General features: G+C 75.1%; 13 protein-coding genes. 6 read left to right on the top strand and 7 right to left on the bottom strand.

Translation table 11 applies throughout. The features are described 5' to 3' along the window. Positions 1-630: 630 nt before the first annotated feature. Positions 631-1,407 carry an ABC transporter permease gene (locus VM242_07910; GenBank protein HVM05080.1) on the bottom strand — a complete coding sequence of 259 codons (777 nt, stop codon included), beginning with the start codon at positions 1,405-1,407 and terminating at the stop codon, positions 631-633. Continuing rightward, positions 1,404-2,423 carry an ATP-binding cassette domain-containing protein gene (locus VM242_07905; protein ID HVM05079.1) on the bottom strand — a complete coding sequence of 340 codons (1,020 nt, stop codon included), beginning with the start codon at positions 2,421-2,423 and terminating at the stop codon, positions 1,404-1,406. Before VM242_07905 ends, VM242_07910 begins: the two co-directional genes overlap by 4 nt. A gap of 59 nt (positions 2,424-2,482) precedes the next feature. Here VM242_07905 and VM242_07900 point away from each other — a divergent pair, with 59 nt between their 5' ends. Next, entirely contained in the window at positions 2,483-3,157 is a 675-nt protein-coding gene (locus VM242_07900; GenBank protein ID HVM05078.1) for a TetR/AcrR family transcriptional regulator, read from the top strand. Positions 3,158-3,220: 63 nt separating this feature from the next. Continuing rightward, positions 3,221-3,697 carry a GNAT family N-acetyltransferase gene (locus VM242_07895; GenBank protein HVM05077.1) on the top strand — a complete coding sequence of 159 codons (477 nt, stop codon included), beginning with the start codon at positions 3,221-3,223 and terminating at the stop codon, positions 3,695-3,697. Here the strand turns inward: VM242_07895 and VM242_07890 are convergent. The 3 genes from VM242_07890 to VM242_07880 are packed head-to-tail and all read right to left on the bottom strand — an operon-like array spanning position 3,687 to position 7,630. After that, complete coding sequence (locus VM242_07890; GenBank protein ID HVM05076.1) at positions 3,687-4,607, bottom strand: ADP-ribosylglycohydrolase family protein; 921 nt, start codon at positions 4,605-4,607, stop codon at positions 3,687-3,689. The two genes, VM242_07895 and VM242_07890, sit on opposite strands and share 11 nt — an antisense overlap. An 11-nt stretch (positions 4,608-4,618) precedes the next feature. Next, a complete protein-coding gene (locus tag VM242_07885) occupies positions 4,619-5,095 on the bottom strand; it encodes a VOC family protein (protein HVM05075.1) in 477 nt (158 codons plus the stop codon). A 54-nt stretch (positions 5,096-5,149) separates the two neighbouring features. Next, the gene (locus VM242_07880) at positions 5,150-7,630 is read right to left on the bottom strand and encodes an ATP-binding protein (protein ID HVM05074.1); all 2,481 of its coding nucleotides are present in this window, start codon (positions 7,628-7,630) and stop codon (positions 5,150-5,152) included. A 325-nt stretch (positions 7,631-7,955) separates the two neighbouring features. On the opposite strand from VM242_07880, the gene VM242_07875 reads away from it, so the two are divergent. The 3 genes from VM242_07875 to VM242_07865 are packed head-to-tail and all read left to right on the top strand — an operon-like array spanning position 7,956 to position 11,833. Continuing rightward, positions 7,956-9,905, top strand: a complete 1,950-nt coding sequence (locus tag VM242_07875) for an ABC transporter substrate-binding protein (GenBank protein HVM05073.1) — start codon at positions 7,956-7,958, stop codon at positions 9,903-9,905. Positions 9,906-9,938: 33 nt separating this feature from the next. Then, positions 9,939-10,883 (top strand): nickel ABC transporter permease, encoded by a 945-nt coding sequence (gene nikB / locus VM242_07870; protein HVM05072.1) that lies wholly within the window; start codon positions 9,939-9,941, stop codon positions 10,881-10,883. Between the two features lie 53 nt (positions 10,884-10,936). Then, the gene (locus VM242_07865; GenBank protein ID HVM05071.1) at positions 10,937-11,833 is read left to right on the top strand and encodes an ABC transporter permease; all 897 of its coding nucleotides are present in this window, start codon (positions 10,937-10,939) and stop codon (positions 11,831-11,833) included. A 16-nt stretch (positions 11,834-11,849) separates the two neighbouring features. On the opposite strand, the gene VM242_07860 is transcribed toward VM242_07865, so the two are convergent. Next, a complete protein-coding gene (locus tag VM242_07860; protein HVM05070.1) occupies positions 11,850-12,392 on the bottom strand; it encodes a hypothetical protein in 543 nt (180 codons plus the stop codon). 95 nt (positions 12,393-12,487) lie between these two features. Here VM242_07860 and VM242_07855 point away from each other — a divergent pair, with 95 nt between their 5' ends. Continuing rightward, on the top strand, positions 12,488-13,942 hold the full coding sequence (locus VM242_07855) for an FGGY family carbohydrate kinase (GenBank protein ID HVM05069.1): 1,455 nt from the start codon (positions 12,488-12,490) through the stop codon (positions 13,940-13,942). 24 nt (positions 13,943-13,966) lie between these two features. Here VM242_07855 and VM242_07850 read toward each other — a convergent pair. Beyond that, the coding region (locus VM242_07850; protein HVM05068.1) for an ATP-dependent DNA helicase UvrD2 at positions 13,967-16,450 on the bottom strand (2,484 nt) is incomplete at its 5' end.

Genomic DNA, 16,450 nt, shown 5'->3' with positions numbered 1-16,450 from the left:
CGAGCGCGGCATCAAGGGCCTCCACGGCTACCCCCCGCTCCCTGCACGGGGCTCCCGCCCCGGCGTCCCACGCCACACCGGGAGGGCAGCCGCGGCTTCGATCGACCCCGAAACGGCGCGGATGGCGAGGGTCGAGGGCCCGGCGATGCCGAAGACGCGGCCAGGACGAACGCCTCCGCCGTGCCGCCGTACCGCTGCCCCCGGAAGAGGGCGCGCACGTCGCCGTCGAGGATGCTGCGGGCCATCAGGCCGACGACCGCCTCGTCGCTCTCGAGGACGGTCCAGCTCGACCGGGTCGTCGCCACCCGCACGGCCAGCCCGCCCGCCACGGCCGGGACGACCACGAGCACCCGGCGCGGCCAAGGCGGCTCGCCACCGGGCCCGGCACCATCGTGGCGGTGGCGGGCAGGACCCCCGCGACGCCGCCCGGCGGGAGCGTACCGGCGGGTGCGGTGAGGGACTGGGATTGAACTACCTGCTCGGAAGAGGCGACGCCGGTCTGCCATCGAACAGGTCCCAACCCAGTTCTCGCAACGGCTTCTCCACGACGAGCAGGCAGACCGGCGTCGCCTCTTCACTCACGTAGTTCAATCCCAGTCCCTGAGGCGCCCCGGCGCGTCGGGCCCGGGCTCAGCCGGCCTCGACGGCGCGGGCGAAGTAGTGGCGTGCCGCCAGCTGCGTCACGACGAGGAGGGCCACCCCCACGCCGAGGGCCTTGAGGAGCGGCTCGGCCTCGAGGGGGCCGGTGACGAGGGCGCGGGCGGCATCGACCATGTACGTGAAGGGGTTCCAGGCGGAGACGATCTGGACCCAACGGGGGAGGAGGCTCTCGGGCACGAACTGGGTCGACAGGAACTGGAGGGGCAGGAAAAGCGGGGCGAGGGCCAGCGGCGCCTGGGCGTTGCGCGTGGCCAGGGCGATGACGAAGTAGAGCCCGCCATAGGCAGCGGCCCACAGCAGGAGGAGGCCGAACAGCAGGACCACGCCGACGGCGCCCTCGTTCACGTCGGTCCCCAGGACGACCCCGGTGACGAACAGGGCGGCGCCGGCCGGGAGCACCCGCACGACGTCGAACAGGAGGCGGCTCACCAGCAACGAGGACGGCTCGGCACCGAGCAGGCGCAGGCGGTCGAGGAAGCCCGACTGGATGTCGATAACCAGGCTGGTCGCCGCGTAGCCCACGCCGGTCATGGCCGTGAGCATCAAGATGGCGGGCGACATCCACTCCGCGTAGTTGGTGGTGGGGAAGCCGGGCAGCTCGGTGACCCGGTAGAGCGTCTTCGCCACCAGGACGAACATGGTGAGCGGGATGACGACGGGCAGGCCGTAGGCGAGCACCGGGTTGCGGACGCCTTCGCGCAGGTTGCGGGCGAGCAGGATCCGCACCTGGGCGGGGCCGGCGCTCACCGGCCCGTCCCCGCCGCGACCCCCAGGCCACGACGCACGGCTGCCAGCGAGCCGTCGTCCGCCTGGCCGGCGTCGGCCTCGAGCTGCGCCCCGGTCAGCGCCACGAAGGCGTCCTCCAGGGTGGGGGAGCGGACCTCCAGCTCGTCGAACGACGATCCGAGGGCGGCGAGGCGCCCGAGGAGGGCGGGCAGGGCGGCGTCGCCTCCGTCGGCGGTGAGGACGAGCCGCCCGTCGCCGGCGGCCACCACCTCCGCCGAGCCGGCTGCCTCCCGTATCGCGTGCTCGGCGTCGGTGCCGGCGACGCGCAGGCGCACGGTCGTCGAGCCGTAGCGGCGCTTGAGCGCGCTGGGCGTCCCGATGGCGGCGATGGTGCCGGCCTGGACGACGGCCACCCGTTGCGCCAGCTCGTCCGCCTCGGCGAGGTACTGGGTGGTGAGGAGGACGGTGGTCCCCCGCTCCTGCTGCTCGCCGATGAGCTCCCACAGGGCGCGCCGGCTCTGCGGGTCGAGGCCGGTGGTCGGTTCGTCGAGGAAGAGCACCTCGGGGCCGCGCACCAGCGCCATGGCCACGTCGAGACGCCGGCGCATACCGCCCGAGTAGCGGCCGGCCAGGCGGTCGGCGGCTCCCGTGAGGCCGAAGATCTCGAGCAGCTCGTCGGCCCGGGCGGCGGCCGCCGCCGCCCTCGTGCCGGCCAGGCGGGCGGCGAGCACGAGGTGCTCACGGCCGCTCATCAGCTCGTCCAGCGCCGCCTCCTGGAGCGCCACGCCGATGCTCGCCCGCACCTCGGCGGGCCGGGCGGTGACGTCCACGCCGAGCACCGCGGCGGTGCCGGCGGTGGGCCTGAGCAAGGTGGTGAGGATGCGGACGGCGGTGGACTTCCCGGCCCCGTTGCGGCCGAGCAGCCCGAAGATCTCCCCCCGGGCCACCTCGAAGCTCACGCCGCGCAGCGCGTCGACGCCGGCCGGCTCGTAGCGCTTGGCCAGGTCGCGCACCTCGATGGCCGGGCCCTCGCTCATGGGCACCATCGAGTGGACGCGTGAAAGGTCACATGCGTTAAGCTAACGTCCGTTCACTCATGCGTCAACGGCGATCTCCTCCTGCGGGACGGCCCACCCGGGCCCGGGCCCGCCGCGGCGAGGGCCACCGGCTCCGCAGCGAGCTGGTCGCCGCCGCCAGCGACCTCCTGGCCGAGGTCGGCGATACGAACCGGCTGTCCATGCGCGCCGTGGCTGCCGCCGTCGGCGTGACGCCCCCGTCGATCTACCGCCACTTCGAGGACAAGCAGGCGCTCCTCGTGGCCGTGCTGGAGGATCGGTGGGCGGAGCTGCACGAGCTGCTCGGCAAGGCGGCCGCCAGCGCCGACGACCCCTTTGACGCCCTGCGGCGATGGTGCCTGGCCTACCTGCGCTTCGCCGAGGAGCGCCCCGGCCATTACCGCGTCCTGTTCAGCGCGGCCGCGCCGGCCGGCGTGGGCGACGATCCCGAGCACCACCCCGGCGCTCCGACGTTCTTCGCCCTGGTCGACGCCGTGCAGCGCTGCCTCGACGCCGGCGCCTGCGCCGCCACCGCCCGCGACAGCTGGTTCCTCGCCCTCCAGATCTGGCTGTCGGGCCACGGGCTGGTGGACCTCCGGATCGGCCAGCGCTTCGCCTTCCCGTGGCCGCCGGCAGAGGCGGTGCTCGACGCCGTCCTCGCCGACCTCGGTCTGGTCGCGCCGGCGCACGACGGCAGCCCCGGCGGCGGCCGGTGAGCTCGCCGGAGCCGGTGGGCGACGCCGGTCGCCCGGACCGACCGCACTGGGTACGGTGCCGCCGTGGGTGACGACCGGTGGAGCCCGCGGCTGGCGACGGTCGAGGATGCCGGCGAGGTCGCCCGCTTGCTGCACGACTTCAACGAGGAGTTCGACACGCCGTCACCCGGCGTCGAGGTGCTCGCCGGCCGGCTCCGGGTCCTGCTCGCCGGGGACCGGACCATCGCCGTGCTGGCCGGAGCGCCGTCGGTCGCCGTCGCCCTGGCCACGCTGCGACCGAACGTGTGGTACGCCGGCCCCGTCGCGCTGCTCGACGAGCTCTACGTCGTGGCCGACCGGCGCGGTCGGGGCACCGGGTCCGCCGTCGTCGACCTGATGATGTCCGCCGTGCGCGCCCGGGGGGCCGAGCTGGTCGAGATCAACGTCGACGAGGGAGATGTCGGCGCCCAGCGGTTCTACGAGCGTCACGGGTTCTCGGCCGTCCAGACGCCCGGGTCCACCGAGCGTGCCCTCTACTACTCGCAGGAGCTCACCGGCTGACGGCGCTCCCGGGCCGGGACCCGGCGCCGACCCACGGTGGGAGCGGCTCCCGCGCCGCCAGCCAGGCCTGCGGGATCCCGCTCGGGCCCACCCGGGCGCCCACCACCGCTCCGGCGATGGCGCACGTCGTGTCCCGGTCGCCGAGCACGACGACCGTGCGCCAGAACGTCTCCTCGTAGTCGTCGGGGCTGCACGCGGCGGACCACAGGGCGAAGGGGACGGTGTCGAAGGCGGCGACCCCGGCGCCGGTGCCGAGGACGGCGCCGGCGGTCGCCGGATCGGTGCCCGGCCCCAGGCGCAGCGCCTGGCGGAGGCCGGCCGCCGTACGGGTCTCGCCGAGACGTTCGAGCGAGGCGCCGAGCACCTCGGCGAATCCCGGAGCGGTGCCCCCGCGGCTGGCGGCGCCCACCGAGGCGGCCACCGCGACGGCGACCGCCCCGTCCACCGCCTCGGCGTGGGTGTGGGTGACGACGGCCTGGCGGGCCGCCGCCCGGGCCGCCCCGGCCGGGTCCCCGGCGTGGAACGCCCCGAGGGGGCCGACGCGCATGGCGGCGCCGTTGCCCCACGAACCGCGGCCGCCGAAGGCGGCCGGCGCGAGCGTGCGCCAGTCCCCGCCGCTGCCGATGGCGGACAGCAGGTCTCGAGTGGCCGGGCCGTGCCCGCGCCCGGGCTCGTACCGCTCGGCGAAGCTCCGTGCGTACGCGTCCTGGTCGTCCTCCCGCCCGGCGGCGAGGACCTCGAAGACCGACGACGCCATCAGCGTGTCGTCGGTCCAGCGCCATGGTGCCGGACGGGCCCGCCGGGCCAGGGCGGCTGCCCGCATCTCGTCGGGCGGCCCGCAGAACTGCTCGCCGAGGGCGTCGCCGACCGACAGCCCGTCGAGCGCGTCGCGGGCGGCCTGGATCCTCATTCGCCCCTCGGTCAGCGGTCGGGCGCGTCGACGACCGGGTACCCCGCCGCCGGGGTCCCCGGGGGGTTGCGGACGCCGGGCCGGGCATCCGGGTTGGCGACGCAGACCTCGCACTCCAGGCCGTCCGGGTCCCGGAAGAAGACGCTCAGGACGTCGCCGAAGTCGGTCACGAACCCGTCGGTGGCACGCCGCTCGATGAGGCGGTCGCGGATCGCGCCGAAGGCGTCGAGCGACGCAGCCTGGAGCCCCAGGTGGTCGATGCGGCCCCGCCCGAACATCGGGGTCTGGCGCTCGGCCTCGGTGTTCCCCGGCACCTCGAACACGTTGAGCTGGGCGGTGGTCCCGATGTCGATGAAGGTGAGGACGGCGCCGTCCCCCGCGTCCATCCGGCCGCTCATCGTGGCGTCGAACACCTCCTCGTAGAACCGGACCAGTCGTTGCGCGTCGTTGGTGAGGAGCGCCACGTGGTTCACGCCGTCGAGGAGCATGGGCGGCAGCGTAGGAGGACGGCCGGCCCGGGTGCGCCTCCCGCCGCGGCCGCGTCAGCGGCCGGACGCGGCGCTGGACCGGCTGAGCGCCTCGTCGACGGCCTCCAGCAGCTGGCGCTGCGTGAAGGGCTTCTCGAGGACCACCGGTGAGCTCCCCGCCTCCAGCAGCTCCTCCAGGATGTCGGCGGTGTAGGCCGACATGTAGATGACGGGGACGCCCGGGCGCTTGTCGCCCAGGCGGGCGGCCAGGTCCGCCCCCGACATCCCGGGCATGAGGAGGTCGCTGAGGACCACGTCGAGGCGCTGGTCGGGGTCGGCGGCCAGCACGAGCGCAGCCGCCGGGTCGGCGGCGCCGACGGCGGTGTAGTTGCCGGCCCGCAGCATCCGCTCGACCAGCGCCCGCAGCGGGTCGTCGTCCTCGACGACCAGGACCACCTCGCCGGAGCCGAGGGCGGGCTCGCGGGTGGTGTCGTAAGCGGTCGTCGAGCTGGGCTCGTCGGAGGCGGGCAGGAGGAGGCGCACGGTCGTCCCCCGTCCGGGTTCGGAGGCGATGCGCACGGCGCCGCCCGCCGACGTGACGATCCCGTGGACGATGGCGAGGCCCAGCCCCGTTCCCTGCCCGGGCGCCTTGGTCGTGTAGAAGGGCTCCATGGCCCGCCTGGCCACCTCCGGTTCCATGCCCGACCCCGAGTCGGAGACGGCGACGACGACGCAGGGACCGGCATCGAGCCCCGGCTCGCCGGTCGAGCGGTGCTCGCACGCCTCGACGACCAGCCGGCCGCCCGCACCCATGGCATCGCGCGCGTTCACGACCAGGTTCACGATCGCCTGGTCGAAACGCGACCGGTTGACGCGGACCGGGGGAAGGCCGGGGTCGATCCGCAGGTCGAGGTCGATGTGGTCGCCCAGCGCCCGCCGCAGGAGCTCGGCGAGGGCGAGCAGCTCGGCGCCGACGTCGATGGGCTCGGGCAGCGCCTGGTCACGGCGGGCGAACGTGAGCAGCTGCTGCGCCAGGTCGACCCCGCGGGAGGCCGCCTCCCGGATCTCGTCGAGGTCGCCGAGCAGCGGGCCGGCCGCCGGGTCGCTCGCCACCATGTCGCTCGTCCACACGATCACCGACAGCAGGTTCTTGAAGTCGTGGGCGATGCCGCCGGCGAGGGCGCCCAGGCTCTCCAGGCGCTGCGACTGGTGGAGCTGCTCGTCCAGGGCGGCGCGCTCGGCGGCCTCGGCCCGGCGCTCGGTGACGTCGCGCCCGTTGATGACGATCCCGTGCACGGCCGGGTGGTCGAGCAGGTCACGGGCGACCATCTCGACGTGCCGCCAGCCGCAGCCGTGGCTGCCGAGCCGCAGCTCGACGGTCGGGTCGGCGGGGGCCCCGGGCCGGACCAGGGCGGTCGCCTTGGCCGCGTCGTCGGGATGGACCACCGACGCCAGCTCGACGCCGGGCACGACGACGGGCGCACAGGCGGCGGCGGCGGCCGGGCTGGCGAAGGTGACCTTGCCGTCGCCGTCGACGATCAGGACCATGTCGGCCGAGTTGGCAAGCACGGCGTCCAGACGCTCCACGGAGTGGGCGAGGTGCTCGGCGGTGACCTTCAGCAGGTTCTCGCTCCGGGCCCGGCTCGCCGTCAGCTGGTTGAGCTCGCGTGCCAGCTGGGCCAGCTCCGCCGGTCCCGACTCGTCCAGCGACGTCGTACCGCCGTCGCCGGCACGCCGGGCGGCGGCGGTGATGTCGCCCAGCGGCCGCACGATGCGGCGGTGGACCAGCGTGGTCAGGAGGGTGAGCGCCCCTATGGCGGCGACGAGCGCGAGGGCGCCGCCCTTCACCTCGTCCCAGGTCTCGGCGTAGGCGACCGACCGGTCGACGCCGGCCGAGAGCTGCCAGTCGGTTCCCGGGATGCGGCGGCTGAAGACGATGTGCCCGCCGGGGCGCTCCGCCGTCCACGAGGTGCCGGCCGGGCGCGAGAGGATGGCGCCGGTCTCGGCGTCGGAGACCACGTACGCGGTCCCGAGCCCGTCACCGAAGAGCCCCCCGAGCTGGTCGCTGGCCGGCGCCAGCTGGACCACCGCCGCCAGGACGGCGGCGTCGGCGCCGCTCCCGACCGGGAACGCCACGCCCCACGCGCTGAGACCGGTCGCCGGGTCGACGTAGTCGTCGGACGGCGAGCCGGGCCGATAGTCGGTTGCCAGCCACGGCGCCCCGAGGGCCGAGGGGACCGGCCCGCTCGTGGCGCCAGCCGTGGTGCACACCAGGGAGCCGTCGGGCCGCACGAGGTCGTAGCGCTCGATCGGCGCGTCGCCGGGGCTGACCGGGATGCTCGGCAGGGGGCACGCCGGCCCACCCGGCGCCCCGGGGTCGACGGCCGCCGCCGCCTCGGCCGCGGCGGCCGTCCGAGCCTTCAGGAAACCGACGAACCCGAGCGTGGCCCGGTCGAGATTGCGTTGGACGACCGTCTCGGCCCGTCTGCGCTCCTCCTGGTGGTGGTCCCACGTCCACGACGTCCAGAACGCGGCGTAGACGGCCCCGCTAATCACGGCGATCGAGAGGAGGAGGCGGCGGAGGCTGGCGCTGCGGCGACGGCGGGCCGGCGGGCCTGGCGGCACCGGTGCGCTCCGTCCGGCCGGACGCGCGTCGCCGGCATCGCTGGGCACAGGCGTCATGGTAAGCAACGTGGAAGGTTGCGCGCCCGACGGCGAGGCCGAGCACGTCGTGGGGCGGGACTAGATACCCACGGAAGTAGACCGTTACAATACGTGCGACCAGACGATGTGGCGTCGGGAGTGCCACGACCGAGGGTCCCGCGAGGAGCTCCGTGCCGAGCCTTCGTGGCCTGCCGGCACACCTTGGGGGAGGGCTCACATGACCCGGCTGGTCTCACGCACGAGGAACCGGTCACGCCAGGACGGCTTCACGCTCATCGAGCTCCTGGTCGTCATCGTCATCCTCGGGATCCTGGCCGGGGTCGTGGTGTTCTCGGTGAGCGGGATCGACGACAAGGGCGAGTCGGCGGCCGAGGCCACCGACGCCCGCACCATCCGGACCGCCCAGGAGGCGTTCTTCGCCAAGAACGGTCGCTACGCCGGGAGCGTCGAGGAGCTGGTCGAGGGCGGCTTCCTCGCCTCGCCGTCGGATTACCACCACATCGCACCGACGTCCGACGGCACGGGGTACTCGATCGCTGCCGGCCAACCGGTGGGCGACGCCGACCAGACCATGACGGTCGGCTACAAGGCCGACCCGTGGGCGAACAGCAAGCTCCGGCTGTCCCGGTTCGCCCTGGACGCCGGAACGTGCGAGACGCTCGCCAAGGTCCGCAACGACTACTCGGTGGGCGAGCGCCTGGCCACGAGCTGGGAGCTCATCAACCCCGGCAACAACCCGACCTACAAGACGGGTGGGGTCAACAACCCGACCTGGCGGTTCCGGCTCCGGCCCGGGGTCACCTTCCACGACGGGTCGGCGTTCACCGCCCAGGACGTCAAGTGGTCCATGGACCGGCTCGTCTCCAAGGGAGACGACTTCACGGCCAAGCTCGGCGCGGCATCGAGCGTGGTCGTCGACCCGCAGACGATCGACATCACGCCGGCCGAGTCCAACCTCCGGCTTCCCGAGATCCTGGTCCACCCCACCTACGCCGTCATCAAGGACCAGACCGAGCCATCCACCATGCCGGCGACGGCGTCGACGGTGGTGTGCACCGGCCCGTTCAAGTTCAAGAGCTACACGCAGGGCGACCGCATCGTCGTCGAGCGCCACGACGCCTACTGGGGGACCAAGGCAAGGCTGCGGGAGCTGACGTTCCGGTTCATCGGCGACGCCACCACCCGCCGGCTCGCCCTGGAAGCGGGCCAGATCGACGCCATGTACGACGTCGGTCGGAGCCAGGTCGCCGGCCTGCGCGCCAAGTCCGACCTCGACGTCGTGACGGCCCCGCCGAGCTACGTCTTCAACTTCTACATGAACCTGGCCGGGACCGATCCGGCGTACGACGAGCTCCAGAGCCCGAGCGTCCGTCGGGCGCTGGCCCTGAGCATCGACCGCCAGGAGTTCGTCGACCAGAACTGGGAGCCGGGCGTCGCCACGGTCGTGCACACCCCGTCGCCGCCGTCGATCCTCGGCAGCCATGCCCCGATGATCCAGGGCGTCCCGTTCGACCTGGCGCAGGCCCGACAGGTCCTGGACGCCGACGGGTGGACGTGCGGCGGCGGCGCTCCGGGCGCCAACACGGCCTGCGGCGCCGACGAGGTGCGCCAGAAGGCGGGCGAGCGCCTCAGCCTGTACATGCTCAGCAGCACGAACAACGCCGACGACCCGCTGCTGCAGGACCTGAGGTCGCGAGCTCTCAAGGCCGGCATCGAGATCGAGATCGGTGGCAACCTGTCCAGCGCGCAGCGCACGACTCGCAAGAACCAGGGGCTGTGGGACCTCGACCACACCAACCCCAACCAGAACGACGCCAACCCGGCCTTCCTGCTCACCCTCCAGTGGTGGTCGAAGTCGGTCAACCCCTGGGTGTCCTGCCTCGCCGCCACGCCGCCGAACTGCGGCCCCTGGCAGCAGGCCGGGCCCGCCTTCGACGCCCTGGTGGAGCGGGCGCTGGCGTCGCCCACGTTCGACGGCGCCCAGCGGTACTCGGCCGAGGCCATGGACCTCCTGTTCGATCAAGAGGTCAAGATCATCCCCCTGGCCGGCCTCTCCCGGGTCTACGCCATGAAGAAGGGGGTGGCGGGGTTCACGCCACCACACCCGGCGGAGTCGCACCTCAACTGGTCCACCGTCTACAGGACCACGGCGTCGAGCGACCTGTGAGCGGCGGGGCGGCCTGACCGGGGGTGCCGGCCGGTGATCCGCTACACGGCGGCGAGGGTCGTATGGCTCGCCGTCGTCGTCCTCGGGGTCTCGGTCGTCACCTTCGGCCTCGGCGTCCTCGCCCCGGGCGATCCCGCCGAGCTGGCGCTCCAGCTCACGCTCGAGCTGCCGCCGACGCCCGACCAGATCGAGCGCAAGCGCGAGGAGCTCGGCCTCGACCGCCCGCTGGCGGTGCAGTACGCCCGGTGGCTCGGGCGGGCGGCGCGCGGCGACCTCGGTGAGTCGTACGTCAGCGGTGACGCCGTCGCCTCGCTGATACGAGAGCGGCTGCCGCGGACGGTGCTGTTGGCGAGCGCCGCCCTCGCCCTCTCGGTGCTCATCGCCGTGCCCCTCGGGGTGCTCTCCGCCTACCGCCGCGACACGCTGGTGGACCACATCTGCCGCATGGGTGCATTGGTCGGCGCATCGCTCCCGGGCTACCTCCTGGCCTATCTGCTGATCCTGTTCTTCGCCGTGCGGCTCGAGGTCCTCCCCGTGCTCGGCTTCGACTCGGCGCAGCATCTGGTGCTCCCCGCACTGACCCTCGCCCTCGGGTCCGCCGCCAGCCTCACCCGGTTCGCTCGCGCCGCCGTGCTCGACGTCCTCGGCGAGGACTATCTCCGCACGGCCCGGGCGAAGGGCGTCGGCACCTCCCGTGTCCTGTTCGCCCACGCGCTCCGCAATGCCGCCGTGCCCATCGTCACCGTCATCGGCCTCTCGCTCGGGGGCCTCCTGGGCGGGGCGTTCGTCGTCGAGTGGATCTTCAGCTGGCCGGGGCTCGGCGAGCTCGCCGTCAATGCCATCAACGCCAAGGACTACCCGGTGATCCAGGGTTTCGTCCTGGTCACCGCCACGGCCTACGTCGTCGTGAACTTCCTCACCGATCTCGTCTACGGGGCGCTCGATCCCCGCATCCGACTGTCGGCCGAGGGCCGCTGATGGTGGCGGGGCCGCGGCGGGCGGGGGTTGCGGCGTCGGCGGAGGAGCCGGCGGTGGGGGGCGACGTCCTGGCGCCCGCGGTCGACCCGGCCCCGGGCACGGTGGGCGCACCGCGGCGGCTGGCAGGGCGCGTGCTGCGCAGCGGGAACGCGTGTGCCGGCGGTGCGATCGTGGCGCTGGCCGCCGGTGCGGCGCTGCTCGCTCCGCTCGTCTCGCCCCAGGACCCGCTGGTCATCACCGGCGAGCGGCTGCGCTCCCCGTCGTGGGGGCACCTCCTCGGCACCGACGGCCTGGGGCGCGACGTCCTCAGCCGCATCCTGCACGGCGGGCGCCTCTCCCTCGGCGCGGCGGCGCTGGCGACCGCCCTCGTCATGTCGATCGGTGTCCTCGTCGGCACGGTCGCCGGCCACTTCGGCGGGAAGGTGGACGCCGTGATCATGCGCGTCGTCGACCTCCTCCTCGCCCTTCCGGGCCTGGTCGTCGCCTTCGCCATCGCCGGCCTGTTCGAGCCCAGCGTGCTGGCCGTCCTGGTGGGGCTGGTGTCGGTGTGGTGGGTGGGCTTCGCCAGGATCGTCAGGGGACTGGTCCTGTCGGTGCGCAGGCAGCCGTACGTGGAGGCGAGCAGCGCCCTGGGCGCCGGCAACGCCCGCCTCATCCGGCGGCACATCCTGCCGAACATCGCCCCGGCCGTCGTCGTCCTCGTCACCCAGCGCATGGGACGGCTCATCCTGGCGGTGGCGGGGCTCAGCTTCCTCGGTCTGGGTGCCCAGCCGCCCACCCCGGAGTGGGGATCGATGCTGAACGAGTCGCGGCCCTACTTCCCGTCGTACCCCCACCTCATGCTGGCGCCCGGCATGGCGGTGTCGTTCGTGGTCCTCGGGCTCAACCTGCTGGGCGACGGCCTGCGGGACGTGCTCGACCCCCGCCTGCGGGCCACCGGCTCCTGGTAGCCGCCGGCGCCGTCTCCTACAGCCAGCCGAACCGGGCTCCGCCGGGGCCCGGCGCGGGGGCACGCCCGGGCTGGCCGTAGCCGGCGGCCCGGGCCCGGTCGAGCAGGCGCTCGATAGTCGCCACGATCTCGGGGACGGCGTCGCGCACGGCGGCCGCGTCGTCGGGCCCGAGGACGTCGGGCGCCACCCCGGCGGCGGCGACGAGCTGGTCGAGGTCGGCCAGCCGTCGCCCCACCCACGCCACGGGGTCGGCGGTCAGGGCGTCGTCGAAGTGCCGACGACCCGGCTCCCAGCCGTCGAAGCGGGGGTGGTGGTGGGCTCGGTCGAGCGACCCGGGGTTGGCGACCGACTCCAGGAGGTCGGCCCGCCACACCGGCGTCGACACCTCGACGGGCTGGGCCGAGTACGCCGAGCCGGGCAGCGGGCCCCGCTCCAGTACGCGGACCTCCAGCCGGACGCCCTGCTCGCCACCCTCCTGGCCCGGCTCGGGCTCGGGGTCGAGGAAGTACAGGTCGCACACGGCCACGCCGACCCGGTCGAACCCGAACAGGCAGAGCATCCCGCGATCCTCGCGCGCCCCCCCGGACCGGATGCACGACGAGGAGGCGCCCGTCCCCGCCCGTCGGATGCGTCGGCGGCCGTAGCCTGCGCCCGGTGGAGCTGGTCGTGGGCGTCGACCTGGCCACCGCCGACGTGCGGGTGGTGGCCGCCGCCGCCGACGGCCGCGTCCACGGGCAGGCGTCGGTGCCGTTGCCGCCTCCGCGGTCGGCCCGGCCCGGGGAGGTCGAACAGGACGCCGCCGCCTGGTGGCCCGCCACCGTGGCCGCCCTGCGCCGGCTGGCCGACGGGCTCGGCGACGCCGGCGCGTCGGTCGTCGCCGTCTCCGTGTGCGCCACGTCGGGGACGGTGGTCGCCGTGGACGACCGGGGCGCGCCCGTCGGTCCCGCCCTGACGTACGCCGACCAGCGGGCGGGCGCCGAGGCCGACCGGGCGCAGGACGCCGGCGCGGAACGCTGGGGGCGGCTGGGCCTGCGGGTGCAGCCGTCGTTCGGCCTGGCCAAGTGGGGGTGGATGGTGCGCCACGGCGCCGTCCCCGCCGCGGCGGCCCGTGTGGCCCACGCCTCCGACGTCGTCGTGTCGGGTCTGGTGGGCGGGCTGGTGGCGACCGACTGGAGCTCGGCGCTCAAGAGCGGCTGGGACCCGCTGGCCGGCGAGTGGGCGGCCGAGGCGCTCGACGCCCTCGGCGTCCCCGGCCGGCTCCTGCCGGACGTGCGGCCGCCGGGGACGGCCGTTGGGCGGGTCGGCGCCGAGGCCGCCGGCGCGACCGGGCTGCCCGCCGGGTGCGAGGTCCGCCTCGGCATGACCGACGCCTGCGCCTCGCAGCTGGCCGCCGGCGCCGCCGTCCCCGGCCGCTTCGTGTCGGTGCTGGGGACGACGCTGGTGCTCAAGGGCGTCAGCCGGGAGCTGGTCGCCGACCCGGGGGGCGCCGTCTACAGCCACCGGCACCCCCTCGGGTGGTGGCTGCCGGGAGGCGCCTCCAGCACCGGCGGGGCCGCACTGGGGGCGGGCTTCGCCGGTCGCGACCTGGCCGCCCTGGACCGGGAGGCGGCCGCCGCCGGGCCGGCGCGAAGCGTCGCGTACCCGCTGGTCGGGCGGGGCGAGCGTTTCCCGTTCGTGGCGCCCGACGCCGAGGGCTTCGTCCTCGGCGGGGACGAGGGCGACGCCGTCGACCGCTACCGGGCCGTGCTGGAGGGCGTGGCCTTCGTGGAGCGCCTCGGGTACGAGCGGTTGGCCGGGCTGGGCGCGGCCGCCGACGGGCCCATCTCGGCGTCGGGCGCGGCCAGCGCCAGCGGGGTGTGGAACCGGATCAGGGCTACGGCCCTGGGCGTCCCGTTGGTGGCCAAGCCGGGGGCGTCCACCGCCCTGGGGGCGTGCATCCTGGCCGCCTCGGGCACCCTCCATCCCGACGTGGCCGTCGCCGCCGAGGCCATGGGCGCGCCGGGCGAGGAGGTCGGCCCGGTCGACGACGAGCGGGAGGCGCTCGACCGCAGCTACCGGCGCTTCCTGGAGGCGCTGGGGGAGCGGGGGTGGCTCGTCGCCCCGGGGTGACGAGCCACCCGGCGTGTGGCCGGGTCAGGCGTCGAGGGCCTCGATCACGCCCAGGATCTCGTCGCCGTAGAGCTCGAGCTTGGTTGGGCCGATGCCGTCCACCGAGCGCAGGGCGACGAGCGTGCGGGGGCGGGCGGTGGCGATGGCCCGGAGGTGGCGGTCGTGCAGGACGATGAACGGGGCGACCCCGTCGCGCCTGGCCCGGTCGGTGCGCCACGCCCGCAGCGCCTCCTCCGCCTGCTCCGCGTCGGGCGCCATGGCGGGGCGGGCGGTGAGCACGGCCGGCCTGCCCCGCACCGACACCGGCTCGCCGAAGCGGACCCGCAGGGCGGCGCCCGTTCCGAGCCGGACCGTCGCACCCTCGGGGTCGATCGACTCGATGGTGCCCTCGAAGCCGCCGTTGGCCACCACGGCCAGCCCCACCCGGGCCTCGGTCGTCGCCACCCGGGGCGGGCGGGCCCCAGGAGCCGGAGCCGGAGCCGCCGGGCGGGCCGGGCGCGGACGCTGGCGCGGCGCCGTCCCGTCCAGCTCGTCGAGAAAGGGCGACGGCCGGGACTCGTCGGCCAGCAGGTGGACGCGGCGGCGGCCTCGGGTGATGGCCACGTGGAGCACCCGCCGCTCCTCCTCCTCGTCGAGGGCGAGGCGGTGGGGGACCAGCCCGGCGGTGACCCCGAATACCGCCACCCGGTCCCACTCCCGGCCCTTCACCCGGTGGACGGTCGACAGGGTCACTCCGCCGGGCACCGCCTCGCGATGGAACGTGGCCCGCAGCCACGACTCGAAGGTGGCCGGGTCGGGGTGGAGGGCGGCCACCTGCTCGAGCGCCTCCAGGTCGTCCAAATGGCTCGAGCCGCCCTCGCCCGACGCCGAGCTGTCGAGCAGACCCATGGCGCTGCCGAGGCCGACCCGGCCCTTCACCACGGTCAGCACCTCGCGCGTGGTCCCGTCGGCCGCCGCCCGCGCCACGATCGCCAGGTCGTCCACCAGGCCGTCGACCTTGGCGGCGACCTTGGCGTCGTCCATGCGCTCGCCCATGGCCCGCAGGCGGTCCAGGGTGAAGCGGCCCTTCAGCCACTTCGGGAACCACTGGGGGAAGCCGCGGGACGGGCGCCGGTACACCTCCACCACGTCGGCCCCGTCGATGTGGTCGGGGTCGGCGCCGATGCGCAGGTAGGCGAGCGCGGCCCGCACGCCGGTGCGCTCCAGCACCTCGGGCCGCAGCACGGAGTCCACCGGGACGCCCGCCTCGGCCAGGGCCACGTGGGGGGCCAGGAGCAGGGAGTTCACCCGGGCCAGCACGGCCACAGACGCCGGCTCCACACCGGGCTCGGCGAGCCAGCCGGTGACGACGCCGGCCAGGGCGGCGCCACCCGCCTCCGGCCGGTGGCGGGTGACGGCCAGGGCGGACGGCTCGGGGTCGGCGTCCGGCCCGGCGACGATCTCCTTGCGGACCCGCCGCTCGTTGTACGAGAGCAGCGTGCGGGCGGCGCCCACCACGACCTCGGGGCACCGGTAGTTGACCCGGAGCGGGTGGTCGGCGGCTCCGGGGAACAGCCGGGCGTAGTCGACCAGGAACGCCGGGTCGGCGCCCGCGTGCCCGTAGATCACCTGGTCGTCGTCGCCCACGCCGAACACGTCGAGGCCGGGCGCGGCGAGGAGGCGCAGCATCAGCACGTGGGCCGGGGTGAGGTCCTGGAACTCGTCGACGAGGAGGTGGCGGCACGACGCCTGGGCCGACCGGCGGAACGCCCCGTCCGCCAGGAGTACCTCGACGGCGGCGTAGATCTGCTCGTCGAAGTCCATCGCCCCCGCCTCGGCCAGGCGGCGGCGGTAGGGCCCGAACGCCTCGGCCAGGCCGGGCACGTCGTCGCGCTCCTCCTCCACCCCCGACGGGTCGCGGAGGCCGAGGCGGACCAGGGAGAGCGCCTCCAGGTAGGGCCCGATGGGGTCGGTGTTGGCCCGCCGCTGCCGGCGGGGCAACAGGTCGTCGACGAGGCGGCGGACGTCGCGCTCGTCCATCACCTGCGGCTGGCGGCCCCGGGCCGAGGTGACGAGCGACAGGCCGAGCGAGTTGAGGGTCCGGACCCGGGGCCGGAACGAGGCGCACCGCGCCTCCAACTCCTCCTGGGCCTTCTTGTTGTACGCCACGGCCAGGACCGTCTCCCGCTCGTAGCCCCGGTCGACGACGAGGTGGCGGAGCCGCTCGGTGAGCACCCGGGTCTTCCCCGACCCGGCGGGGGCGATGACCCGGGCCGGCCCCGACCCGTGGGCGACGGCGGCCCGCTGGTCGGGCGCCAGGTCGCCGGCCGGCGCCGCCGGCGGTGGGGCGACGGCCAGCCGGCCGGCCTCGACGGACTCGGCGTGCACGACGGCGCCGCCGACGTCGACGGGCCCCCGCGGGCCGCCGTCCACCCACGCCGGCCGCCCGTCGGCGAGGGCCACGTCGGCCGGACCGTCGGGCGTCTCCGCCGCCCCCACCCGCTGCGCCTTTCGCCCCCACCACCACAC

Source organism: Acidimicrobiales bacterium (genome assembly GCA_035540975.1).
In the GTDB taxonomy this organism is placed as follows: Bacteria; Actinomycetota; Acidimicrobiia; order Acidimicrobiales.
Note: the sequence above shows the minus strand (reverse complement) of the source record. Positions and strands in the feature narration are given on the sequence as shown.

Coding starts and splice junctions, on each gene's coding strand:
- VM242_07905 (HVM05079.1), bottom strand. CDS start 2,423: ATGAGCGAGGGCCCGGCCATCGAGGTGCGCGACCTGGCCAAGCGCTAC.
- VM242_07900 (HVM05078.1), top strand. CDS start 2,483: ATGCGTCAACGGCGATCTCCTCCTGCGGGACGGCCCACCCGGGCCCGG.
- VM242_07890 (HVM05076.1), bottom strand. CDS start 4,607: ATGAGGATCCAGGCCGCCCGCGACGCGCTCGACGGGCTGTCGGTCGGC.
- VM242_07885 (HVM05075.1), bottom strand. CDS start 5,095: ATGCTCCTCGACGGCGTGAACCACGTGGCGCTCCTCACCAACGACGCG.
- VM242_07875 (HVM05073.1), top strand. CDS start 7,956: ATGACCCGGCTGGTCTCACGCACGAGGAACCGGTCACGCCAGGACGGC.
- VM242_07860 (HVM05070.1), bottom strand. CDS start 12,392: ATGCTCTGCCTGTTCGGGTTCGACCGGGTCGGCGTGGCCGTGTGCGAC.